Raw genomic sequence first — 24,589 nt, 5'->3', positions numbered from 1 at the left:
ATTTCTGTTAATCGGTAATAGAGTTTTAATTTTATTAACGAATTTTTAACAAATCTATGATGAAAAAATTAAGTCAAATTTTGATGACAACTGCATTATGCGGTGTCTTAATTACATCTTGTGAAAAAGATGAAACACAGAACCAGGCGGACCTCGCCTTGGAACAAGAAGATGTCTTTGTAGAACCCAATGAGACTCGAAACGGACAGCCTTTTTCGGGAACTGCCATGTCTCAAGACGAGAAAGTCCCTGAAGACATCATCAATTATGTGAAGGACATGGAAATGAACAGCGATTATGTTGAGTATAAAGATTTCTACTTTCCGGATGGAACAAGTGAAAAACGTATTTTTCTGGAGGATGATATTTCCATCACTGAAGAAGAGTTACGTGGCTACATGAGTCAGATTGCAGGGCGACAGTATGCGACCAATAATTTGGTGAGCCAAGGCCGTAATATTTCAATCATTGGTTACACAGGTGGCGGTGGTTTTGGTTTAAGTAGCAAGGAGCGTACAGCATTGCAATGGGCGGTAAATAACTACAACCGATTGAGTGGCGTTTCTATTAGCTTTACCTTAACCTATGGCACAAATTATCAAAACAAGGATATGGTAGTTTACCATAATCCTAATGAATCGGGAGCAGGAGGAAGTGCAGGTTTCCCAACGAGTAGTGGATTGCCACATAAATTTGTTCAGATTTATGGTTTGAATAATTATGATACTAATGTTGTGGAGCACGTCATTACACATGAAATTGGTCATTCCGTAGGATTTAGACATACGGATTGGTTCAGTCGTCAAAGCTGTGGGCAAAATGTAAATGAAGGGTCTGGTGGTGTTGGAGCTAACCATGTATCTGGTACACCAACAGGTTATGATTCAACGTCGGTGATGCTCGCTTGTTTCTCAAGTAACGAGGATGGTGAGTTTAACGGAAAAGATATTACAGCGTTGCGTAATATGTATTAGTTAGAATAAAAAGTGTTAAGTCAAAAGCGCCCTCTTTTAGGGCGTGTTTTGTATAAGTTAGTTTTTGGTGGCCGTTTGCTGAACTTTTTTAACCTTTTTATCTTTAGTTAGCTAGATAAGACTGACGTCGTTATTCCTGATAAAACTCACTTTGAAAATAAGTCTAAACAAAAAAACAATTAATCAAGGCTAAGTAGGATTGCTGTCGCATCCTTAGCGCTCCGTGCTGAAAATACTTCAAACAAAAAAACGCTCAAGCAAGCTTGGCGTTTTTTCTTATTGAACTATTTATTCGTGACCTCGACAGGATTCAAACCTGTAACCTCTTGAGCCGTAATCAAGTGCGCTATTCAGTTGCGCCACGAGGCCGTTTTTAAGTGGGTGCAAATATAATATATTTATTAAATGTGGTGCAAGGAATTATTTCAATTTTTAGATATACCTTAAATACATTCTAAACTTTCAATCCAAAGCCTGCATCGTTACATAAGCGCGCCATCCGATTATAGCCAATTGTAATTTTGAAGCTTTAGATAAATCCAACTGCTTTTTGGTATAACTAGGAAGAATGGCTTTATTGATTTTTGCCAAGGTTTTAAACAGCGACTTTTTCATCTGTGAGGATTAGGAAGTCTAAAAATAAAAAAACTTAGTCGAGATGACTAAGTTTTTCCGTTTTGGTTGGTTGTGTTCTTAAAGGCTGTTGATTAAAATTTCGATAAGAACTTTAGCTAGCGTAATCATAATTTCTTGGTGTTAAGAGGTTAATATTGTACTTCGTTATTTGATTGAGTTTTCAATATATGGGAGCTACAAGCCTATTTCCAAGGGAATCAATGAAAATCAATGAATTTGAATTCGGGTTTATAAGTAAAAAAATGAAATGACTTATATTATTTTGTGACTTGTCTTCAATTAAGTAATAATATGTAATTATAAATGGATGATATATTGAAAATATATAATAAATGTAGGGGCTTTTTAGACCTATTTTTAAAATCGTAGGGAGCAAATCCTTTAAAAGCGGTCTTTTTTGTGATTTTCATCTTTTTGTCAGCGCCATACTTTCAAAATGAAGTAGAGAAAATAAGGTTGGTATTTTGGGTATTTCTTGTTGATAGGAAGCGAAAGCATAACCACAATTTAACAGTGAAACGATAACTTAAATCCTATCTTTGCAAAAAATTAATGCTATGCGCTATTTTACCCTTTTGTTGTGTTTTGGTTTGTCATTTGCTTACAGTCAAGATTTGCTAATTAATGAGTTAGACTGTGACTCTGCCATTTCAGAAGACTTGGAATTTATAGAACTCAAGTCCCCGACGCCAAATTTCACGATTTCAAATAGAGTTTTGGTGTTTTTCAATGGGTCTCCAAACGGTATGGATTCTAGCTATTTTGTTGTGAATTTAGATGGTGCGGTGACTGATGGAAATGGTTTGTTGACAATTGGTAGCACCAGTGTGACGCCTTTTCCGCAATTATTGATTTCGGGCAATACTATTCAGAATGGAGCAGATGCTGTTGCGATTTACGAAGGTACACCAGATGATTTTCCGGAAGGCACATTGGCGACCATCACTAATTTGGTCGACGTACTGATTTATGATACCTCCGATGCTGATGACGCTGGTCTTATTGGTATTTTCAGTATGGACCCAAGATTTACGGATATTCAACAAATTAATGAAGGGTCGGGAAATAACAGCAATTCCATTCAACGCCAGGCCGATTTAAGTTGGGAAACCGGAACGCCAAATCCCCGCCAAACCAATGATGGTTCCGGTATTGTTTTCAACCCGATAGAAATTTCAACTGATAAAACCATTTATGATGAAGGAGAGACAGTTCAAATGACCTTTACTGCCGAAAGACCTGTTGACGAAACGCTGGATTTTAGTGTGAGCCTTTCAAACTTTGGCTTTGCTACTTCGGATTATTCCGGTTCAACCAATTTAAGTATCGCCATGGGGGAAACCTCCACGTCTACTGCCATTCAGATTATTGCTAACGATGGAAATGAGGGTGATGAGGATATGGAGATTAAATTTTCAACCTTAAATGAGCCGATTATTGCATTTAATAATTTTGTAAAAGTCCGAATTGTTGACCTGGATATTATCACAAGAGCTTGGGGCACACCAATAGACCCGACTACAGATAAAGTTGCTAGTACGACGCCAACGGGGTATTATAATAGTCTAGATGGTTTGCAAGACCAAGCGTTGCGCCATGCCATTACGGCGATTATTGCTGACCCAACTGCGGTTAGGACACAAACCTATGCGGATGTGATTGATATTTTAAAACAGGCCGATGAAAACCCTGAAAATACCAATCAGGTGTGGCTGGTCTATACGGAACAAGCACGTTCTAAAGCTGATTTTCAGACGTCTGGAGGAAGTAATGTTGGACTTTGGAATCGGGAGCATACCTTTCCGGCATCGCGTGGTGGATTTTTTCAGATTGAAGCAGATGAAATTGCCGATGGCATCAGTCAATTTATAACCACTAATGCTGACTCTACACGACACGGTATGAGCGACGCGCATGCCTTAAGGGCTGTGGACGGCCCCGAAAATTCTAGTCGAGGCAACAAAAATTATGGCGAATACACCGGGCCAACGGGAAATGCTGAAAGTTTTAAAGGGGACGTTGCTAGAAGCGTACTTTATATGGACTTGCGTTATAACGCCTTAAATGTGGTTAACGGTTTTCCGGTACATCAATTTAACAATCCGATGGGCGAATTGGGAGATTTAGCGACTTTGTTACAGTGGCACCGCTATGACCCTGTTGATGATTTTGAAAAGAACAGAAACAATGTGGTGTATCTTTGGCAAAACAACCGAAACCCATTTATAGACCAGCCTTTATTGGTGGAATACATTTGGGGTAACCAAATGGGGCAGGTTTGGAATCAGTCCTTAAGTACTTCGGAAAATGAATTGTTGAATGTTAGCATTTATCCAAATCCTACAGAAGGTGTTTTGAATGTTGTTGGATTGACTATAGATGCCAAAGCAACCCTTTATGGATTGGATGGCAAACGTTTGAAGGATTTTATCATCAGAAACAACGAGATTGACCTCGCTGTTGCCTCAGGACTTTATCTTTTAAGGTTAACATCGGAAGGGTCTTCATCTACCTTTAAAATTATGGTCGATTAAAAAAGCCCGAAACGAATTTCGAGCTTTCTATAATCTTGTAATTAGTTTTAAATACGACTGGTAGTCACAATTAAGCTTTCGCCTTTTTGTCCGACACTGATGTTACGAATGCCGTCATCATCGTTGTAGCTGGCACTGCTCGAAGCGCCTTTATCGTTTTTAACTGAAATTTTAATACGTGTAATTTCTCCGTTATTATTTCGCTTAAGTTTGGAGTATTTCATGTGTATGCCCTCTTTTTTTAAGTATGCCTTGTAATCATCCAAAACATCGTCAGAGGTATATTTTGTGATTTCCGCGATGTGTTCTTCCTCGTTGTGATAAAGAGTACCCTCATCGTAATGAGCATATGCGGTAATTATAGTATTGTTATGATTTCTTGTGACTATTTTCTTCATTTTGTGCTGGTCGTCTGCATGTATTTTGATGACTTGACGTTCTGGATGATGGTCCTTGGTAAAAATTTCTACCACACCATTCTTGGCTTTAACACCATATTTCTCAGTGGCTTTTTTATCTTTTATAACGTTCACATGGTCTATAAGCATATGGTCAATGTCCTTAAGGTCTTTCTTTTTAATAATCTTGCCATCCACAATGTAGAGAGGTTCAGAACCACCTGACCTTACTATAAATTTAGGGTCATTATTGATGTGATATTCACCATTTTGGTCTTGTCGTGAAACCCACTTTACCTTACCTTGATTATTACCCATCATTATAGTATCGGCTTCGGTAATAATCATATTTTTTCCGACGGTATTAATTTTGACTCTCCCGTTCATTTTTAACGTATCTTCTTTTGAACGTTTTATAATAAAAACATTGTCATCATCGTCGTGAATGATACGGGGCGCATCATCATGGTCTTCATCATCAAAGTGCATTTCAAACGTATTGCTCTTTGTACTTTTTACGGAAAGCCCTCCGTCTTTGTTAGATTCAAAAGTAAATGGGTCAATACCATCCTCGTCGTCGGTAATTGCATAATTTACGGAGCTAGTGTCTGACGTGAAGCTAAGTTTAATGCTCGTAATATCACCATCGGCATTTCGTTTAACCCGGTCGATGCTCATGCTAATACCTTCAGATTTCAGTTCTTTTTTATGGGCTTCCAATTGAGCATCGGTCATGCTTTTATTGAAGGTGACTTTTATAGGGTCGACTTCGGATTTTTTTGGGAACATCAACGTGCGATGTTTGGCATCAGCAACATCCTGAATTCCCAAGCGAACAATGGCATTTGAGGCGCGTTGTCTGAGAGATTCAATGCGTTTATCGTCATTACTATCTAAATTTTCTTTATCATCAAAATGAAGTGTTGCGCCTTCTAATCGGCCTACATAAGCGCCACCTGCTTCATCCAACTCTTTGTAAATTATGAATGATTCAATAGGTTCGGTTCCTGTACCACCACCGTAGCTACGTCCATTTAATTTAAGGTTAAGATTCGTCAGCTCGTTTTTGTCATTTCTAGTGATGTAATCGTATTGAAGGGTTACACCATTTTTCTTTGCAATAGCAACAAGTTCATTCAGTTCGTCTTCAGTTGTATTTTTAGTGACAACGAATTCCAAACGTTCGGGAATATCATTATAAACGGCGGTATATGTTTCCGTATTAGGCACTTCAACATAGATGTCCTTAATATTGGCGCTCATTAAAAAGAACGCGAGTAACGGAAGCACCGAGAGAAACTTCCATTTCTGGTAATTTTTTGATTTTGATTTGTGTAACATGAGAATTCGATTTTTGATTAATGAATTATAAAAGTTCGTCGTGAGACTTAGATTTTGATGAGCGACACTGGTTTTTAAAAGCAGGTGTTGGTAGTCTTTTTCATTTTCAGAATATTGCTGTGCTTTGTGGTCTGCGATGTATTCCAGATTCTGTTGCAAATCTTTTTTATAGAGCCAAATCACAGGATTAAACCAAAATACGGCACAGGCCAAATTGGTGAAAAGGATGTCTAAAGAATGGTATTCCCTGGCATGTACGCGCTCGTGATTAAGTATGAGTTGCAACTCGTTGTCGTCGAACAATTCAGGATTATAGACAATCCATTTGAAGAATGAAAAGGGCGATATATCACTTTTTACTATGATATAAGTAAAGAAGCCCGATTTGTTTTTCGGGTTGTTCAATAACAACTGAATCAGCGAACCAAATTGAAGCAGAAAACGAATCAGGAAAAAAGCCAATCCGACTAAATAAATGGCCAATAAAAGGTTTGACCAATCAAAAGGGGTTTCAACATTTGCTAATACCCCAATAGATTCGTTCGAAGATTCGTACATAGTGAACGATGTCGCTTCAACAGCAACGGGAGTCACTTCGATATAATTCGGAATAACAATCAACGGAAACACCAAAGCGGTCACAATACCAGCGAGTAGAAACCATCGGTTATGCTGAAAAAAGGTTTCACGTTTTAGAAATAGGAGGTAGCACACATAGAAAATTAAGGCTACTACCGATGCTTTTAGGAGATAGTCCATATTACTTCTTGTTTTCTATTAGTGCAATAATTTCCTTCAGTTCGTCCACACTGATTTTTTCTTCTTTGGCGAAAAAAGAGACCATATTTTTATACGAGCTGTTAAAGTAATTGTCAATGGCGCGCGTCATAAACTTGGCTTTATAGTCTTCTTTGCTTACTACCGGAAAGTACTGATGCGTCTTTCCGTAAGCCGTGTAGGACACATAGCCTTTTTCCTCAAGATTTCGGATGATGGTAGACAAGGTGTTGTAGTGTGGCTTTTCGGATTCTATTTCGGCCAATACATCTTTTACAAACGCTTTTTCGAGCTTCCATAAAATATGCATGATTTCTTCTTCTTTGTTGGTGAGTTTTTGCATGATGAACTAATTTGAAGTAAACTTAAAACTATTTTTATAGTTATACAACTAAATTAGTCGTTATTTAACGTAAATTTTAGTTTTTTTATTCTGAAGGTAGGTTGTCTTATATTCGCATAACGATTAATAGACGAAATAATCAATGAGTGTTTTTTATATTATTATTGGACTTTTGGCGCTTGTAGTAGGTGGGGAGTTTTTGGTGCGGTCATCAGTGGCCTTGTCCTTTAAATTCAATATTTCAAAATTGGTGATAGGGATGACGGTTGTGTCTTTTGCTACCTCTGCGCCAGAATTGTTGGTGAGCTTGCAGGCCGCATTAGATGGTATTTCTGATATAGCCTTAGGTAATGTCATAGGCTCCAACATCGCAAATATTGGTTTGGTTTTGGGAATTACCGCTATTATCTCGCCATTGGCCATTGATAAAGAATTTTATAAGTTGAATTGGCCCATGATGATGCTCGTCTCTTTTGCGTTATATTTTTTCCTTAAAAATGACGGTAAGCTCGATGCTATTGAAGGGGCATGTTTATTTATTGGTCTTATTCTCTTTCTGTTTTTATTGATTGCTCGCTCCCGAAAACAGAACAGAGTTAACGTCGCAGATGTTGACGATAGCCTGGCCGTTGTTTCAGGCTTTAAAATTACTATATGGCTTTTGATTGGTGCTGTGGGTCTTTATTTTGGTTCTGAGTGGTTGGTCGATGGTGCAAAAGCATTAGCGGCACAAGTAGGCATTAGTGATTATGCCATTTCCGTTACGGTTATTGCTATTGGGACTTCTGTGCCAGAATTGGCGGCTTCCGTTATTGCCGCGCTTAAAAAGGAGAAAGCCATTTCTTTGGGAAATCTTATTGGGTCTAACATTTTTAATATTGCCTCCGTTTTGGGGTTAACTGCCATGATAAAACCCATCGTCGTTGACTCTCCCAAAATTTTATCTACCAATATCTTTTGGATGATTGCCTTTGCGGCGGTACTGATTCCTTTAGTTTTTATTCCAAAACGATTTATCATCAGTCGTTATAAAGGTTTTGTGTTGACCGGCGCTTATATTGTATTTATTTATTTGGCGTTGAAGTAGATTTATAATTAATTGAATGAAACATGAAAACAAAAGCAGCCTTAATATTACTTTTTGTAACGTTTAATCTGGCTTTGTCTCAAAACCCATTAAAAGCTTTTGATAATCTAGTTGGGAAGACATGGTCAGCGGAAGGCACTTGGGGAAATGGTTCAAAATTTAAGCAGGATATCACTTTTAGCTATTCGCTTGATAGTACACTTGTCGTGGTTGAAGCTATGGGATATACAGATGAAGCACAAACCAAATATGGCAATCGTAATCACGGTATTCGCCAATTTGATAAATCGTCAAATACTATCAAATTTTGGGAGTTTGATGTCTTTGGAGGATTAACCGAAGGCACTGTAATTTGTGATGATAAAAACCTGTTTTACCGCTATAGTTATGGAGAAACCGTTGTTACCGATATGTGGGAATATGTTGATGAGTCTACCTATAACTTTAAAGTCGGCATCTACGAAGATGATGAATGGAAGCAGGTGTTTTTAAAAACGCAATTTCATAAACAATAGATAGGTTAAAATAAAAATCCCGATTCTACTGAATCGGGATTTATTATAATCTAAAAATCTATTTCTAATTTAAGAAACATTAGCACTTTTCACAGTCTTAATGATTCGTCCGGCAATTTTATAAGGATCGCCATTAGATGCTGGTCTACGATCTTCAAGCCAGCCTTTCCAGCCTTTTTCAACTGTAATGATTGGAATACGTATTGACGCACCACGGTCAGAAACACCATAGCTAAAGTCATCTATAGATGCCGTTTCGTGATCTCCCGTTAAACGCTGATCGTTAAATTCGCCATATACAGCAATGTGTTCTTTTACAACTGGTCTAAACGCTTCACAGATTTTTTCATAAACTTCTCTGCTACCGCAAGTACGCAATGTAGTATTTGAAAAATTAGCGTGCATACCAGATCCATTCCAATCCATATCTTTTCCTAATGGCTTAGGGTGATATTCAATATAATAGCCATACTTTTCGGTTAAACGATCCAATAGGTAACGTGCTACCCAAATTTCATCGCCAGCTTTTTTTGCACCTTTGGCAAACAATTGAAATTCCCACTGCCCAGAAGCCACCTCTTGGTTGATACCTTCAAAATTAAGTCCAGCTTCAATACAAAGATCGGCATGCTCTTCCACCAAATCACGGCCATGGGTATTGCGACCGCCAACGGAGCAATAGTAAAGACCTTGTGGCGCAGGGTAACCACCTACAGGGAAGCCTAAAGGTAATTGTGTTTTGCGATCCATGATAAAATATTCTTGCTCAAATCCAAACCAAAAATCATTGTCTTCATCTTCAATCGTAGCACGACCGTTGGACTCGTGTGGTGTACCGTCTGCATTTAACACCTCGGTCATTACTAAATACCCATGCTTTCGCGCAGGATCAGGATAAATAGCTACTGGCTTTAGTAAACAGTCCGATGAACCACCTTCTGCTTGACGTGTTGACGAACCGTCAAACGACCAGATAGGGCAGTCTTCTAATTTACCGCTAAAGTTGTCTTCGACTTTAGTCTTGCTTCTCATGTTTTGGGTCGGTTTGTAGCCGTCTAACCAAATGTACTCTAACTTGGATTTGCTCATTTTGAATATCAGTTTTAAAAATGAAAGCACAAATATTATACTTTTCTGATAGTTGAACAAAAATTTAAGGGGTATTTTGATTAAAATGTTATCAACAATTAATTTGACCCCTAAAAAATTTAGGGGTTGCTCGTTGATTAATTCAAAAAATTATAAATTTGCCCCATGATATTATGGTTATCTTCAGGATTGAATATGAAGATACTAACCTGAAACTTTATTTTAACTAATTATAGCCCTTATTATATGTCCACATTGAGATTTCAAGCTTTAAAAGAATCGTATAAGCACCAGCCTATATCGATTAAAGAAAATGGTCGTCGCTCAGAATTATTCGGCCAGAATGTTTTTAATGAAGCGACTATGCGTCAATACTTGACCAAAGAAGCGTTTTTGAGTGTTATGGATGCCACAACAAGAGGTTCTAAAATTGACCGTTCGGTGGCAGACCATATTTCTACTGGAATGAAAGAATGGGCCATTTCTAAAGGCGTAACACATTATACGCACTGGTTTCAACCATTAACAGGCGCTACGGCGGAAAAGCATGATGCCTTTTTTGAAACTATTGGCGATGGTTTTGCCATTGAAAAATTTGGTGGAGGTCAATTGGTGCAACAAGAGCCAGACGCCTCAAGTTTTCCTAATGGCGGTATAAGAAATACCTTCGAAGCACGCGGTTATACAGCTTGGGACCCAACATCACCAGCATTTATTTACGGAACAACATTATGTATTCCTACGGTTTTTGTGGCTTACACAGGTGAAGCTTTAGATTATAAGACACCGTTACTTAGAGCGTTGCAAGCCGTGGATAACGCATCGGTAGCGGTTTGTAAGTACTTTGATAAAAACGTCAAAAAAGTAAATGCATCCTTGGGCTGGGAACAGGAATATTTTTTAATTGACAGTAGTCTTGCTTCGTCAAGACCAGATATAACGCTGACAGGCCGAACGCTCTTAGGCCATTCCTCTGCAAAAGGACAGCAATTAGATGACCATTACTTTGGAACTATTCCAAACAGAGCGATGGCTTACATGCGCGATTTGGAGCATGAGTGTATGTTGTTGGGCATTCCTGTAAAGACACGCCATAATGAGGTGGCACCAAATCAGTTTGAATTAGCGCCTATTTACGAAGAGGCCAATTTAGCCGTAGACCATAACTCCTTGTTGATGGACGTAATGAAGAAAGTGGCCGAGCGTCATCACTTTAAGGTCTTGTTTCATGAAAAGCCGTTTGCTGGCGTTAATGGCTCCGGTAAGCATAATAACTGGAGTTTGAGTACAGACACCGGCGTTAATTTACTGTCTCCCGGAAAGACCCCGATGAGTAATTTACAGTTTTTAACCTTCTTTATAAATACAATTAAAGCGGTACGGGAGAACGAAGAATTGCTTCGTGCTTCAATTGCATCGGCCAGTAATGACCACAGGTTAGGTGCTAACGAGGCACCACCAGCTATTGTCTCTGTCTTTATAGGAGCACAGCTCACCAAAGTTTTGGAAGAGTTAGAATGTGTCACCAAAGGCAAATTGTCCCCTCAGGAGAAAACAGATTTGAAACTGAATGTTGTTGGTAAAATTCCTGAAATTCTACTGGACAATACCGACAGAAATAGAACATCACCCTTTGCCTTTACAGGAAATAAGTTTGAATTCAGGGCTGTAGGTTCAACCGCTAACTGTGCTAAGCCTATGACGGTATTGAATTCCATTGTCGCGAAGCAATTGATGGAATTTAAATCTGAAGTAGACACGTTAATCGACGAAAAAGCCATGAAAAAGGACGATGCAGTATTTAATGTATTACGAGAATACATCAAGCAGTCCAAAGACATCCTATTTGAAGGAAATGGCTATGGTGAAGCATGGGAAAAGGAAGCGAAGAAGAGAGGTTTGAGTAACAATAAAAATACGCCTGAAGCACTTAAAGTCAAAACCTTAAAGAAGAACATCGCCCTTTTTGAATCCTTGGGTGTTATGAATAAGATTGAATCTGAAGCGCGATATGAAATTGAAATGGAAGAGTATATTCTTCATATTCAGATTGAAAGTCGAGTTTTAGGCGACATTGCTCGTAATCATGTTGTTCCAACAGCGGTACGTTACCAGAATATGCTTATTGAAAACGTAAAAGGCTTAAAGGAGATTTACGGTACAGGATTTAAAAAATTGGCCAAAGAGCAAATGAGTCTTATTGAAGAGATTTCGGACCATATCGAAGCTATTAATTCTGCGGTAACGGAAATGACGGAAATGCGTAAAAAGGCCAATGTAAAATCAGACTTAGGTAAACGTGCAGATGACTATTGTAAAAATGTTAAGCCATTTATGGATACGATACGATACCATTGCGATAAATTAGAATTGCTCATTGATGACGAATTATGGCCTTTGACCAAATACCGTGAGTTACTCTTTACGAAGTAAGTTTTAATTAATTTGTATTCTTACTTTTGTAACTGAAAATCCATTCCATGAGCAAACCTGTAAGCGATAGATATGCACAGCGTGGTGTATCGGCCGAGAAAGAAGACGTCCATAACGCTATAAAGAATATAGATAAAGGCCTATTTCCAAAAGCATTCTGTAAGATTGTACCCGACCATTTAACGGGTGATGATGACTACTGTCTTATTATGCATGCCGATGGTGCCGGGACAAAGTCGTCCTTAGCCTACATGTATTGGAAGGAGACTGGTGACCTCTCTGTATGGAAAGGTATTGCGCAAGATGCACTCATAATGAATATTGATGACCTACTATGTGTAGGCGCTACTGATGACATTATGTTATCATCTACTATAGGGCGAAACAAGAATCTCATTCCGGGCGAGGTTTTATCAGCTATAATTAATGGTACAGAAGAACTGATTTCGGACTTAAAAGGCTTTGGAGTAACTATTCATTCCACCGGTGGCGAGACAGCAGATGTTGGTGATTTGGTTAGAACAATTATCGTGGATTCTACAGTCACTGCGCGTATGAAACGAAGTGATGTTATCGACAACGCAAACATCAAAGCTGGTGATGTCATTGTAGGTTTGGCGTCTTTTGGTCAGGCGACTTACGAAACGGAATACAATGGCGGTATGGGCAGTAACGGTTTAACCTCCGCGCGCCATGATGTATTTAGTAAATATCTTGCAGAAAAGTATCCTGAAAGTTTTGATGCTTCTGTGCCAGAAGACCTAGTTTATTCTGGTGGAGCAAAACTAACGGACGCCGTTGAAGATTCTCCAATCGATGCGGGCAAGCTGGTCTTGTCGCCAACCCGAACTTATGCGCCAATTATAAAAGCTATTTTAGAAAAATACAGTTCTGAAGATATTCACGGCATGGTCCATTGCAGTGGAGGTGCGCAAACCAAGATTCTACATTTTGTGGATGAGCATCATATTGTAAAAGATAACCTCTTTTCGATTCCACCGTTGTTCAAATTGATTCAAGAACAGTCCAAAACCGATTGGAAGGAAATGTACCAAGTTTTCAACTGTGGACATCGAATGGAATTGTATGTCAATCCTAAAGTTGCTGACGAATTAATAGCGATTTCAAAATCCTTTAATGTCGACGCGCAGATTATTGGACGTGTTGAAGCATCAAGCGAAAAAAAGCTGACTATAAAGAGTGAGTACGGAACGTTTGAGTATTAAGGCAAAAATCTCTGATATTGAATACTGGCTCAATTGTTTATGTTGCAAGATGTTAAGAAATAAAGAATAACGAGAAAGTATATTTCGAAATTCAAGTCCCCAAATCAATTCGAAGAATTGAGCATCAAAATTCAGGAATAATGAGCGAAGGAATGTAGATGCGAAGCGAAGCTTCAAGGACGTAATTCCGAAAGCGAATGGTGCTTTAGCAATTCCCTATATTTTGATTGTGTTTTTTCGTTCGTTTTGCATCAAGGCAAAATGAACATAAGGTAAATAGTATTCTGAACTGTAGGTATAGGCAAACCATTATTTAATTTCAATACTTTAACTTACAACAAATTTATTGTTGCAAAATCACGTTAATTAAAATATTAAATATCTTAATGCCAAGCTTAAATTTCAAGGTCAGTATAATCCTCTTTTTATTTGGGATTTGTGTTTATTCACAATCAATTCAACAAGAAAAAATGAGTCAACTCAATCCGTTAGTCGGTGAATGGATTGGCCAATCAACAACTTATAAAGGTGGAAAAGCAATTAAAACGGTACCCGCTTTTGAAAAAATAAGTTACGGCTTAGACGGGCATATTCTCACTATTGATTTAGATTCTGAGGCCTTGCAACTACATACCGTCATATACTACGATGAAACGGATGATACTTTTTATTACAATCCATTTTACAAAACAGGAAGCGCTAAGTACAGGGCAGAGTTTAAGGATGGACAACTCATTGTTTGGCCAACGGAAACAAAACGATTCATTTTTGGGATAAATGATGAAGGGCAGTTTGTAGAATATGGCGAGACCTTTCAAAATGGTGAATGGACCGTTTATTTTAAGGATGTTTTTAAACGAACTGAATAGACTCGGCTTGTAATACGTTGATGTTGAGATGACAATCTTTAACATTAAATAACTATTGCATCGATATTTTCTGGGTAATTTTGAAAGGAATCAAAAAGCTAAGCGTTATGAAGACTTTAATTTTATCCGTGTTATTTTTCTTGTCATTTGTACTTCTTCAAGCGCAATCAACCTCACTGAGCGATTCAAATTTTGAACAGGATATTCTTTCATTTCAGCCCGAAAAGAATTCAGTGTCTGAAAAGGATTTCAATTATGGTAAAATGATAATTGATGAAATCAAAAAAGCGACAGAGAATAAGCCTGAAAACTTCAATTGTGCCGATTATTTTAATGTGCTTTCGGCATTTTTGAGCTTAAATGAAAGTGAGGAACACATAAATTTGGCCTTCAAAAAATTTTATGAATCTAAGGATAGTTGCGATTATTTTTTGATTGAAGGGTTTTTTAAATCGAAAAAGTTTGATGGTTTAAGACCTCAAATCGAAAAACGCATAGCTATTTGTCGTGCTTCAAAAAGTGCTTCTAAAGCTCCTGTTTTTAATCTTGAAGATTATATCGCCAAGCACGATTTAAATGAAGATTTAGTCAGGCTCATGGATAAAATCAATAAAACCGATGGTAAATTTAGAAAGTTGACGGATACGGATTGGAGCAAACAACGACCGTTAGATTTAGAAAATCAGCGTGTTGTAGATTCACTCTTCAAAAAATACAATACCTACGTTGGGGCATCCTTGGTCGGCGATAAGTATGCATCTACAATGTGGATTGTCATTCAGCACTCAAATATAGAAATGATGGAAACCTATTTGCCGATTATTCATAAAGCCGTAAAGTCCAAAGAACTCGATGTTGTGCCATTGAAAATGTTGCTAGACAGGATTTACAGTATCAAAGAAGGCCATCAAATTTTTGGGAGTCAATCTGGAGTCCCTTTGGCAGATAACGAGCTGATTGACACGGTAAGAAAAAAGTATGGCATAAACTAAGTCTATCTTTTGCTTAGTTTTCAGTCTTTCCTAAATTTGCCGAACAACAAAATGTAATACCAACGTTACATAATTTATTGTTCTAAACCAAACCGCTAAACCACCAAACTACCGAGATTCCTTCAGACTAAACTACCATGAGATTTTTTAAAATTACGCTTGTTGCGCTAGCCGTGACACTAACTGGTATAGAAGATATTCTAGCCCAGCCAGATTCCCTTTTTCTGACCGAAAAGGAAACGAATATCGAAGACTTTGGATGGAAACTAAAAGAAGAATTGGGTTTGTACATCAACCAAGTGTCATTTACCAATTGGAATGCTGGTGGGGCCAATTCCATTTCGGGCATCATCTCGGGAAAAGCATCGGCACGACTAAAGCAAGACCATTATTTTTGGAATAGCACTTTGCTTACGCGATATGGCATTAACAAACAAGAGAGTCAGGGTGTCAGAAAAACTGAGGATGTACTTTCTGTTATTTCCAACTTTGGCTATGAAACCGATGAGGAAAGCAACTGGTTCTATTCCGCCCGTTTCAGTTTTAATACCCAATATGCAAACGGGTTTAATTATCCCGACCGGGAAACGCCGATTTCAAAATTCATGGCACCAGGCTATTTATTTTTGGGTGCGGGAATTGAGTATGGACGCCATATTGAGAAATTTTCCTTTTATGCTTCGCCATTAACATTAAAGACCACATTTGTTTTGGACCAAGACTTGGCCAATGCAGGTTCATTTGGTGTGGACCCAGCCATTTACGATATGGCGGGTAATGTGCTTAGACCAGGGAAGATGATTCGTCGTGAATTCGGGATTTTATTAACCAACGAATACGAAAACGAGATTCTCGAAAACGTAAAAATGAATAGCCTTCTACGTCTCTACACGGACTATCTTAATAGCTTCGGAAACGTAGATTTGGAGTGGGAAGTGAGCTTTGACTTTAAGGTAAACAAATACGTCAACGCTATCCTTGGCTCGCATTTACGTTACGATAATGATATTAAATCTGAAGTTGAAACTGATGAAATGACCAACAGGCAAACCTTAATTGCCGGTCCAAAACTGCAGTGGAAACAATTGCTTGGAATTGGTGTGGTTGTAGATTTATCTAGTTTAACCAAAGAAACTAATTAGATAAAGTGCCCTCGCTTAGGTAGTGATAATCTTCGAGCTCTGTGAGGTTGGTTATTAATTTGGTGGTTCCATTTTTCAGCAAATACAAATCATCAGACATATCAATAATGTGACGATACATATGGTCACTGATGATAATGGCTTTATTTTGCTTCTCTTCTTCAATTAGTTCTTTTACCACGTCGATATGAAGCGGTGCCAAATGAGAAAAAGGCTCATCTAGCAACACTATTTGGCTATCGCTTTTTAAGATGATGTAAGATTCAATTAAACGGCGTTCGCCACCAGATAAATTTTTAAAGCGGTGTTTTTCAAATTGCGCCATCGTCGGAAAGCGTTTTGCAAAATCTTCCCATTGCAATTGGTAGAGTTTAAAGACCTTGGCAAGCCTAAAACTATTGGGTACAAAATGGTATTGTGGTAAATACTTTACTCTTTTGGTTTGGTATAGGGGCTTTAAAACGGGTGTGTTATCTAGCCGAATCAACTGATATTTCGCCTTAAGAGAACCAAAGGCGATGTTGAGCAAACTACTTTTTCCACAGCCATTTCTACCCAAAATCCCAGTCACTTTTCCAGTTTCTGCTTTGAGGTAAATACCGTTTAAAATTCGTTTGTTCTTAAAGTAAAGTTCTACATTGTCTAGTTCAAATAACATGTTTTAAAATATCAAGCCTTTCCGACTTGCATCGGCAACCCTATTTACCTTCTCTTTGGAGAGGTCGGAATGGTCTTTTCTGACCATTTCGGGTGGGGCTAAGTGAATTCCTTAAAAACAGTTAGAAATCCAATGGTTAAAGTTATATCTACTAAAAATAAGGAAGAAAACAACGTCAATGGCGAAATCCCCAAATTTTTATAAAATGTCAGTTTGCGCTTGGCATTGGTTTCGTTCACATAATACCATGCAAAAACCGTAAGAAATAATTTGGTCACAATGACGGGCATAAGGTGCGGGTTAAAAAAACCGAGCAACACATTAATCGCAAAGGACCAAACCACAAACGGCTTGTAAAATGCAAGTATAGTTAGGAATCGTTGCATCATACCCTTTTAACGCAGGGCTTTCCCATTTATTTTTGAAGCGGAAGCAAATGTCGCATTAGCACATAGAATTGATAAATTATCGTATTTTTGAAGCTAGAATTTTAGAGCTCAATGATAGAGAAAATACAGATAGTGAAGCAACGTTTTGATGAGGTAAACGACCTTATCATTCAGCCCGATATTATTTCGGACCAGAAGCGTTATGTAAAGCTGAACAAAGAATATAAAGACCTAAAGCAAATCGTCGATAAGGGCGAAATCTATAAGGAATTATTAGATAATATTTCTGAAGCCGAAGAGATTATTGCCGATGGCTCCGATGCCGAAATGGTAGAAATGGCCAAAATGCAATTGGAGGAAGCTAAAGAGGAATTACCAAAGATTGAAGAGGATATCCGCTTTATGTTAATTCCGAAAGACCCTGACGACGAAAAGAACGTTGTTGTTGAGGTCCGAGCAGGAACCGGTGGCGATGAAGCAAGTATTTTTGCGGGCGATTTATACCGCATGTACACCAAGTATTGCAGTTCTAAAGGCTGGTCTACCGATGTGGTGAGTATGAGTGAAGGCACATCTGGTGGTTTCAAAGAAGTTATTTTTGAAGTTAATGGCGAAGATGTCTACGGCACCATGAAGTTTGAAGCTGGCGTTCACCGTGTACAGCGAGTACCCCAAACAGAAACCCAAGGGAGAGTGCACACCAGCGCGGCCACAGTGATGGTATTGCCAGAAGCCGAAGAAATAGATTTTGAATTGGACATGACCGAAGTGCGAATTGAACGTACCACATCAACAGGCCCTGGAGGTCAGTCGGTAAATACAACCTATTCGGCTATTAAGTTACATCACGAACCCACCGGAATGATTGTGAGTTGTCAGGACCAGAAATCATCCCATAAAAATTTAGAAAAAGCTTTAAAAGTATTGCGTACGCGTCTATACGATTTAGAGCTGGAAAAGCAACGCGCCGAAGATTCAGCCAAACGAAAGTCTATGGTGTCATCGGGTGATAGAAGTGCTAAGATTAGAACATATAATTATCCACAAGGACGTGTCACAGACCATAGAATTGGCCTGACACTTTATGATTTGTCTAATATTATCGATGGTGACATCCAGAAAATTGTGGATGAATTAATGTTGGCGGAGAATACAGAATTGCTGAAAGCTAACGATGAAGTGTTATAAATTAAAGCCTCCTGTTGAGGCTTTTAATTTAATGTTTTGTCACACTGAGCGCAGTCGAAGTGCAATTGACTACAAGACTATATTTTGATATGCAAACTCAAGAACTTACCTCCCAAATAAAAAAGAAAAGCTCCTTTCTCTGCATAGGTTTGGATGTAGATTTAAATAAATTCCCAAAGCATTTATTAAAGGAGGAAGACCCAATTTTTGCGTTTAATAAAGCCATTATTGACGCCACACATCATTTGTGTGTGGCATACAAACCAAACACGGCTTTTTACGAAGCCTACGGCTTAAAAGGTTGGCAAGCACTTGAGAAAACCATCTCATATCTTAACGAGAATTATCCCGAGCAGTTTACCATTGCAGACGCCAAACGCGGAGATATTGGTAATACAAGCAGTATGTACGCCAAAGCTTTTTTCGAGGATTTAGAATTCGATAGTGTTACTGTCGCACCCTACATGGGCAAAGATTCCGTTGAACCGTTTCTGGAATTTAAGGATAAGCACACCATTCTCTTAGCTTTAACTTCTAACCAAGGAGCTTTCGATTTCCAAACAAAAACGGTTGATGGCAAACCGTTATACCAGCACGTTCTTGAAACCACAAAGCAGTACAAAAATGCCGAACAATTAATGTATGTTGTCGGTGCTACAAAAGCCGAATATTTGTCTGAGATTAGAGAAATCATTCCAAATAATTTCTTGTTGGTGCCAGGAGTTGGTGCGCAGGGTGGTAGCTTAAAAGAAGTTGCTAAATACGGTATGAATGATGATGTAGGCTTATTGGTAAATTCGTCTCGCGGTATCATCTACGCTTCAAATGACGAAGATTTTGCGGAAGCTTCGGCTGAAAAGGCTAAGGATTTGCAACAACAGATGCACACGGCTTTAGACCAGTATTTTGGTCATGCAAATTAAAGACCAACTTCATAGAATTTTAGAATTTAAGGAAACCCCAAAACGAATCGTCAGCCTGGTGCCAAGCCAAACCGAACTCTTAGTGGATTTAGGTTTGAAAGATGCAATCGTTGGGATTACAAAATTCTGCGTTCATCCCGAAACGCTTCGAAAAGAGAAAACAATCGTCGGTGGTACCAAACAGGTAAAGCTAGATTTGATTGAGTCGCTTAAACCTGATATCATTCTCTGCAACAAGGAAGAAAACACCAAAATGATGGTGGAAGAGTTACAACAGCTTGCGCCTATTCATATCAGTGATGTTTATGACTTGGAGTCTTGTTTCGAACTGATAAAAATGTATGGCGAATTGTTTGATGTTACTGAAAAAGCATTGCGCTTAACTGCTAATATCCAGTCTGAAAGACAAAACTTCAAACAAACGATTTCAATTCAGACTAAAAAATCAGTTGTCTACTTTATTTGGAAAGACCCCTACATGGTTGCAGGTGGTGATACCTTTATTAATTATATGCTACAGGACGCTGGTTTCTTAAATATATTTTCAAATCGGAAACGCTATCCTGAAATTTCATTGGAGGCTTCAGAATTGGAGAAAGCGGATTGTATTCTTCTGTCTAGCGAGCCCTTTCCGTTTAAGGAGAAGCATGTGAACGAATTAAAAAACCGCTTTCCTGACAAGGAGATTAGAGTGGTGGACGGGGAGTTATTTTCGTGGTATGGAAGCCGGCTTTTAAAGTCATATCCTTATTTTAAGACCTTACCTTAACCTAAAAGACCACAGCTTTCACCATGGTCTTCACTAACTTTTTCCAATCGAAAATTTGGACTAACTAAATCGATATTCAAATATCGCTAATATTCCTTGGCTTCATGTTATGATAATATTAGGAGATAATTAATTCAACTTTAATAGATTAGTGAAAAACTTTATATCATGAAATACGTTTACGTTTTAGTCTGTACCGTTTTTATGCTTCAAATGTCTATAGCGCAACAACAGCAAACATGCAGTTGCTGTACCGAACACCATGATGATTTTGACTTCTGGATTGGCGAATGGGATGTCACCAACCCTAACGGTAGCAAAGCAGGATTCAACCAAATCACCAAGGTGGAAGGTAATTGCGTTGTTAAGGAAAACTGGACGAGTGCCACTGCCGGTTACACAGGTACGAGCTATAATTTTTACAATGCCAAAACAAAACAATGGGAGCAGATTTGGATAGATAATCGTGGAGGCTCCTTGCATCTCAAAGGCAAAAGGGTCGGAAACCAAATGATTTTACGTACGGATGACGAGAAGAATACAGCAGGGGAAACATTTTATCATCAGGTGACTTGGACGGCTAATGAGGATGGTAGTGTGCGACAATTATGGGAAACTTTTACGGAACGAAAACCAGTGACCGTGGCATTTGATGGATTGTATAAAAAGAAGGGCTAAGGAATTAATTGAAACGCACTAAGTCGCGCTCTAAGAATCTCAATTTTCTTAATTTGTGAAGCACCTTCATGGCTTTAAATTCAAACAAATCACTAAGGGCATGGTCGGTCTGTCTTAAATTGTAAGCGTCTTCTGCAAGCTGAGCATATTTGTTCTTCAATTTATCTCGCTTTTCTCTTAATTTTGGTTGGGTGGACATTGGTTGATATTCTTAATCGCTCTATAAATATAAGATTTATTTTTTAATGTAAAGACCTGATAATTAAAAAATTATCCATAAGAATTCGATTGAGCACATTGCTTAATCCTGTAGAGAGAAAACACGTTTCAGAAGGTCGGTTGTCCGCGAAGAAATCTTGTTTCTAATCTCTTTTTCTTCTACAGCAATCATGGTATAAACGCCTTCTAGAGCTTCTCCCGTTACGTAGTCCGTCAAGTCAGGATTAACGTCAGCAGTAAATGGAATGCTATTATATCGATTGATAAGGTTTTCCCAAATTTGGTCAGCTCCAACTTTCTGAAAAGAATTTTGAATCACGGGAGAAAATTTCTGGTAAAGTGCATTTTGCGTTCGGCCGGTTAAGTATTGCGTAGCGGCATCATCACTTCCTAATAAAATATTTCGGGCATCATTAAAGGTTATGCCTTTTACAGCATCCACAAAAATGGGCGTAGCTTCTTTAACGGCATCTTCCGCGGCACGGTTCAACACTTTAAGGCCTTCATCGGCCAAGCTAGATAATCCTATATCTCGTAATGCCTTGTCTACTTTTTGTAATTCATCAGGGAGCAGTATTTTCACCAATTCATTTCTAAAAAAACCATCTTTTTGGGTGAGTTTAGTCACTTGTTTTTCAATACCAAAATCCAAGGCTTGTCTTAGGCCATTAGAGATATCAATATCCGAAACTCCGCCTTGTGGTAGCTGACTGACAACCTGTTTCAACTCAGCACAAGAGCTTAATAAAAATAACGTTAATACGAATGATGCAATTTTTTTCATTAGATTTAGTTTTATATCAGACGAATAATTCATCTGTTATTTAAGAATTTGGTGTTAAACGTAAATTTAGCACGATATTTGAATGGATGGTGTCGTAATCAATAAAATTATGATTGTAAATACATTAAAATCGGTATTGCTGGTCCTTATGGTTATGGGATTCACGCACAATGCCGTTGGGCAAATCAATGTGTCAGAATTCATGCAAGCATCCAAAATTGCTTCTGCTGATGATAACAAGCTTTATTATGTTGATTTTTGGGCGACTTGGTGTGGGCCTTGTATTCATGCTAAAAAATACCTGTCATCTATTCAACGACAAGTGCCTAACGACTTTTATATTATATCGCTTTCTGAAGAAAATCCAGTAACCGTAGAACGCTTTTTGGAAAAAAGGCCATCAGATTTAGCTGTAGCCATTGATAATTACGGAGAGACCTTCAAAAAATATAAAGTGAGAGCATTGCCCAATGGTATGCTGTTTAATGCCAATGGCAAAAAACTTTGGGAGGGAAGTCCTGGAGATTTAACAGTCAATTTAATCAATAGATATTTGCGTCAAGAACGAACCAGAAGTTCTTTAAATGAGTTTGTTAATATTATTGAAGAAGTGGCTTCGGAAGATATTTCGGATTACATACCAACTAAAGATTTAGAGATTAAACCAATACCTGCTGGGGCTTTTGATTTACAGGTTGAAGATGCGAATAACTATCTTAAAGTTAAAGGGGATTTGAAAGCTATTGTAGGTTATTTGGCTAAAATCTACAAAAACCAGATTGATATAGACGCTAAGGCCAATACCAATTATGAGGTTATATTTAAAAAACCCTTGAATCCATCAGAGAATCTTGCACTCAAGTTCATTAAAGAACTCGGTTATGGTGTGGAACGCTCTATGAAAAAAGGAGAGGTTTTGACTTTAGACTTAAAAGAACCACGATTTTGGGATATCAACCAAATTAATTGGGGCGCACAGTCGGGAAAGTTTTTGGTAGGTGATTCTGAAATTGAAGCAGATAACGCTACCCTTAAAGCCATGGCATATCAATTGGCCTTTGTATTGGATGTTCCAGTCATTATTAATAATGAAGACGAACGTAGTTTTCAGAATCACGATTGGCGAATTCATTACAAATTTTTTGAACTGATGAAGGCGGACCTCAGCGACTCATTCGGTATTGAGGTAGAGAAAAAAATGGGAGACTATCCCGTATATAGAATCACAAAAAAAGCGCCATAAGGCGCTTTTTTAATTATATAGAATGAGATGGTTAGTTATTAATCACTCTAAATTCAGTTCTTCTGTTTCTAGCGTGTTGTGCTTCTGAGCAGTCAACACCGTTAGAACATCTGTTTGTTAAACGTGTCTCACCAAAACCTCTAGAAGATAATCTGCTTCTGCTTATGCCTTGAGAAACTAAATAGTTTACAACAGAATTAGCACGTTGCTGGGAAAGGGATTGATTAAATGAGTCATTACCTCTAGAATCTGTGTGTGACATAATTTCAACATTCACATTAGAATCATTTAAAATAGGTAATAATGTTTCGTCAATAACTCTTTTAGAATCTGCTGTTAAACGTGCGCTACCTAATTCGTAAAACACTGGTAAAACAGTTGGATTTAGTAATTCACAATCTACAGGCTCCCAAGTTGTGATACCACCTTTTTGGTCTAAAACAGTTCTAGTCACAGTTGATGTTTGTGCTGGCACCGTATTACTTCTAGTTGAAGCTGGTGTGTCTACAACTTGCTTAGTAATGGTGGTGTATTCAGCTGGGATTTCAATTTCTTCCATACGAGCAGGAGTCTTCACCACACGTTTTTTATAGGTTGCCATTTGTTCTGGTACTGGAGAAGCATTAGTTGATGCGTCAGTAGCTAAGGTTGTGAAGCTAACTTCTCTAAATTGTGCTGGGTACTCTACAAAACATGCCGCTACACAATCGTCCTTATTAACTGATGGGCAGTCTTCTAAGATACGATATTCCCAACCCGAAGTCTGCGGATAAGTTTCAAATCGTTGTGAACTCGAGCCAAATGTTGCAGGAACAACACTTAAATTATTACGTCCTTCTTTTTTCATGTAAGTAACGTCAACCGTTTCATAAACTGCGGGTACATAAGTATACTTCTTTGATGCTTCTTTTACTAAAACACGCTCTTCTACAGTTTTATAGGTCGCAGGTACAATCTCTAGTGTTGTATAAGCTGGACTCGTTTGTATCGTTTCGGTCACCTCTTTGAAAGTGTCTTTGGTAATACATTTCACATAGCATTTACCTGGGTCTGGATTTGCAGGTAGGTCTTGTGCGTTACCATAGCCAAAACCGGCCATTAGGGTAACAAGGAATAATAATCGCTTTTTCATAATAGTAATTAGTTAATGGTTATATAAATCAAATTTCCCAGTTGACTCTGGAATGTTTAATCACAATTAGTAAGCGGTAAAGTTGATAAATGACAATCGACAAATGATTATCAATAAAGTCAAGAAATGTTAAAAAAATTTTCTTAAAAAAACTGTTTAGTAGATAAATAGGGAAGTAAATTTAATGAAAAATTGTTAAACTTTTAACATTTTATGTAAGAAAATTAATATTTAAACCGATAAAGCGCAT

General features: G+C 38.1%; 23 protein-coding genes and 1 tRNA gene. 14 read left to right on the top strand and 10 right to left on the bottom strand.

Annotation, left to right across the window (positions count from 1 at the left end; all coding sequences use genetic code 11):
* Window positions 1–59: 59 nt before the first annotated feature.
* Window positions 60–974 carry a M57 family metalloprotease gene (locus ACFOSX_RS13990; RefSeq protein WP_386102534.1) on the top strand — a complete coding sequence of 305 codons (915 nt, stop codon included), beginning with the start codon at window positions 60–62 and terminating at the stop codon, window positions 972–974.
* 295 nt (window positions 975–1,269) lie between these two features.
* Here ACFOSX_RS13990 and ACFOSX_RS13985 read toward each other — a convergent pair.
* Window positions 1,270–1,343: transfer RNA gene (locus tag ACFOSX_RS13985), tRNA-Arg, on the bottom strand.
* Window positions 1,344–1,436: 93 nt separating this feature from the next.
* A complete protein-coding gene (locus ACFOSX_RS13980) occupies window positions 1,437–1,589 on the bottom strand; it encodes an SsrA-binding protein (RefSeq protein ID WP_386102531.1) in 153 nt (50 codons plus the stop codon).
* A gap of 578 nt (window positions 1,590–2,167) precedes the next feature.
* On the opposite strand from ACFOSX_RS13980, the gene ACFOSX_RS13975 reads away from it, so the two are divergent.
* Window positions 2,168–4,144, top strand: a complete 1,977-nt coding sequence (locus ACFOSX_RS13975; RefSeq protein ID WP_386102528.1) for an endonuclease — start codon at window positions 2,168–2,170, stop codon at window positions 4,142–4,144.
* Between the two features lie 47 nt (window positions 4,145–4,191).
* On the opposite strand, the gene ACFOSX_RS13970 is transcribed toward ACFOSX_RS13975, so the two are convergent.
* Both ACFOSX_RS13970 and ACFOSX_RS13965 read right to left on the bottom strand, forming a co-directional pair.
* Window positions 4,192–6,642 carry a M56 family metallopeptidase gene (locus tag ACFOSX_RS13970; protein ID WP_386102525.1) on the bottom strand — a complete coding sequence of 817 codons (2,451 nt, stop codon included), beginning with the start codon at window positions 6,640–6,642 and terminating at the stop codon, window positions 4,192–4,194.
* Window position 6,643: 1 nt separating this feature from the next.
* Window positions 6,644–7,003, bottom strand: coding sequence for a BlaI/MecI/CopY family transcriptional regulator (locus tag ACFOSX_RS13965; RefSeq protein WP_386102522.1), 360 nt, complete (start codon window positions 7,001–7,003; stop codon window positions 6,644–6,646).
* A 142-nt stretch (window positions 7,004–7,145) separates the two neighbouring features.
* On the opposite strand from ACFOSX_RS13965, the gene ACFOSX_RS13960 reads away from it, so the two are divergent.
* Together ACFOSX_RS13960 and ACFOSX_RS13955 are read left to right on the top strand one after the other, a co-directional pair.
* Window positions 7,146–8,090 carry a calcium/sodium antiporter gene (locus ACFOSX_RS13960; protein ID WP_386102519.1) on the top strand — a complete coding sequence of 315 codons (945 nt, stop codon included), beginning with the start codon at window positions 7,146–7,148 and terminating at the stop codon, window positions 8,088–8,090.
* 23 nt (window positions 8,091–8,113) lie between these two features.
* Window positions 8,114–8,605 carry a hypothetical protein gene (locus ACFOSX_RS13955; protein WP_386102516.1) on the top strand — a complete coding sequence of 164 codons (492 nt, stop codon included), beginning with the start codon at window positions 8,114–8,116 and terminating at the stop codon, window positions 8,603–8,605.
* A 69-nt stretch (window positions 8,606–8,674) separates the two neighbouring features.
* On the opposite strand, the gene ACFOSX_RS13950 is transcribed toward ACFOSX_RS13955, so the two are convergent.
* Window positions 8,675–9,694: a glutamine synthetase beta-grasp domain-containing protein gene (locus ACFOSX_RS13950; protein ID WP_386102513.1), complete on the bottom strand. Its 1,020-nt coding sequence runs from the start codon at window positions 9,692–9,694 to the stop codon at window positions 8,675–8,677.
* Between the two features lie 246 nt (window positions 9,695–9,940).
* Between ACFOSX_RS13950 and ACFOSX_RS13945 the strand changes: the two genes are divergently transcribed.
* The 5 genes from ACFOSX_RS13945 to ACFOSX_RS13925 all read left to right on the top strand — a co-directional run bounded on the left by ACFOSX_RS13945 (window position 9,941) and on the right by ACFOSX_RS13925 (window position 16,356).
* Window positions 9,941–12,127 (top strand): glutamine synthetase III family protein, encoded by a 2,187-nt coding sequence (locus ACFOSX_RS13945; RefSeq protein WP_386102510.1) that lies wholly within the window; start codon window positions 9,941–9,943, stop codon window positions 12,125–12,127.
* 47 nt (window positions 12,128–12,174) lie between these two features.
* Window positions 12,175–13,353, top strand: coding sequence for an AIR synthase related protein (locus ACFOSX_RS13940; protein ID WP_386102507.1), 1,179 nt, complete (start codon window positions 12,175–12,177; stop codon window positions 13,351–13,353).
* 470 nt (window positions 13,354–13,823) lie between these two features.
* Complete coding sequence (locus tag ACFOSX_RS13935) at window positions 13,824–14,222, top strand: hypothetical protein (RefSeq protein ID WP_386102504.1); 399 nt, start codon at window positions 13,824–13,826, stop codon at window positions 14,220–14,222.
* A 107-nt stretch (window positions 14,223–14,329) separates the two neighbouring features.
* A complete protein-coding gene (locus tag ACFOSX_RS13930; RefSeq protein ID WP_386102501.1) occupies window positions 14,330–15,214 on the top strand; it encodes a DUF6624 domain-containing protein in 885 nt (294 codons plus the stop codon).
* A 137-nt stretch (window positions 15,215–15,351) separates the two neighbouring features.
* The gene (locus ACFOSX_RS13925) at window positions 15,352–16,356 is read left to right on the top strand and encodes a DUF3078 domain-containing protein (RefSeq protein WP_386102498.1); all 1,005 of its coding nucleotides are present in this window, start codon (window positions 15,352–15,354) and stop codon (window positions 16,354–16,356) included.
* Here ACFOSX_RS13925 and ACFOSX_RS13920 read toward each other — a convergent pair.
* Window positions 16,349–17,014: an ATP-binding cassette domain-containing protein gene (locus tag ACFOSX_RS13920; protein WP_386102495.1), complete on the bottom strand. Its 666-nt coding sequence runs from the start codon at window positions 17,012–17,014 to the stop codon at window positions 16,349–16,351. The two genes, ACFOSX_RS13925 and ACFOSX_RS13920, sit on opposite strands and share 8 nt — an antisense overlap.
* Window positions 17,015–17,112: 98 nt before the next feature.
* Window positions 17,113–17,400 (bottom strand): hypothetical protein, encoded by a 288-nt coding sequence (locus ACFOSX_RS13915; protein WP_386102492.1) that lies wholly within the window; start codon window positions 17,398–17,400, stop codon window positions 17,113–17,115.
* A 114-nt stretch (window positions 17,401–17,514) separates the two neighbouring features.
* On the opposite strand from ACFOSX_RS13915, the gene prfA reads away from it, so the two are divergent.
* From prfA to ACFOSX_RS13895, 4 genes are all read left to right on the top strand, one after another.
* Window positions 17,515–18,591 carry a peptide chain release factor 1 gene (prfA, locus tag ACFOSX_RS13910; RefSeq protein WP_386102489.1) on the top strand — a complete coding sequence of 359 codons (1,077 nt, stop codon included), beginning with the start codon at window positions 17,515–17,517 and terminating at the stop codon, window positions 18,589–18,591.
* Window positions 18,592–18,680: 89 nt separating this feature from the next.
* Window positions 18,681–19,514 (top strand): orotidine-5'-phosphate decarboxylase, encoded by an 834-nt coding sequence (gene pyrF / locus ACFOSX_RS13905; protein ID WP_386102487.1) that lies wholly within the window; start codon window positions 18,681–18,683, stop codon window positions 19,512–19,514.
* Window positions 19,504–20,283 (top strand): ABC transporter substrate-binding protein, encoded by a 780-nt coding sequence (locus ACFOSX_RS13900; protein ID WP_386102484.1) that lies wholly within the window; start codon window positions 19,504–19,506, stop codon window positions 20,281–20,283. Before pyrF ends, ACFOSX_RS13900 begins: the two co-directional genes overlap by 11 nt.
* A 168-nt stretch (window positions 20,284–20,451) precedes the next feature.
* The gene (locus ACFOSX_RS13895; RefSeq protein WP_386102481.1) at window positions 20,452–20,961 is read left to right on the top strand and encodes a hypothetical protein; all 510 of its coding nucleotides are present in this window, start codon (window positions 20,452–20,454) and stop codon (window positions 20,959–20,961) included.
* A gap of 4 nt (window positions 20,962–20,965) precedes the next feature.
* Here the strand turns inward: ACFOSX_RS13895 and ACFOSX_RS13890 are convergent, their stop codons facing one another.
* Together ACFOSX_RS13890 and ACFOSX_RS13885 are read right to left on the bottom strand one after the other, a co-directional pair.
* Window positions 20,966–21,160 (bottom strand): Lacal_2735 family protein, encoded by a 195-nt coding sequence (locus tag ACFOSX_RS13890; protein WP_386102478.1) that lies wholly within the window; start codon window positions 21,158–21,160, stop codon window positions 20,966–20,968.
* A gap of 102 nt (window positions 21,161–21,262) precedes the next feature.
* Window positions 21,263–21,964 (bottom strand): DUF4197 domain-containing protein, encoded by a 702-nt coding sequence (locus ACFOSX_RS13885; RefSeq protein WP_386102476.1) that lies wholly within the window; start codon window positions 21,962–21,964, stop codon window positions 21,263–21,265.
* 109 nt (window positions 21,965–22,073) lie between these two features.
* On the opposite strand from ACFOSX_RS13885, the gene ACFOSX_RS13880 reads away from it, so the two are divergent.
* The gene (locus tag ACFOSX_RS13880; RefSeq protein ID WP_386102474.1) at window positions 22,074–23,207 is read left to right on the top strand and encodes a TlpA family protein disulfide reductase; all 1,134 of its coding nucleotides are present in this window, start codon (window positions 22,074–22,076) and stop codon (window positions 23,205–23,207) included.
* Window positions 23,208–23,238: 31 nt separating this feature from the next.
* Here the strand turns inward: ACFOSX_RS13880 and ACFOSX_RS13875 are convergent, their stop codons facing one another.
* On the bottom strand, window positions 23,239–24,339 hold the full coding sequence (locus ACFOSX_RS13875) for an OmpA family protein (protein ID WP_386102471.1): 1,101 nt from the start codon (window positions 24,337–24,339) through the stop codon (window positions 23,239–23,241).
* Window positions 24,340–24,589: the final 250 nt, after the last annotated feature.

This window comes from Winogradskyella maritima, assembly GCF_042650215.1.
GTDB lineage: Bacteria > Bacteroidota > Bacteroidia > Flavobacteriales > Flavobacteriaceae > Winogradskyella > Winogradskyella maritima.
Note: the sequence above shows the minus strand (reverse complement) of the source record. Positions and strands in the feature narration are given on the sequence as shown.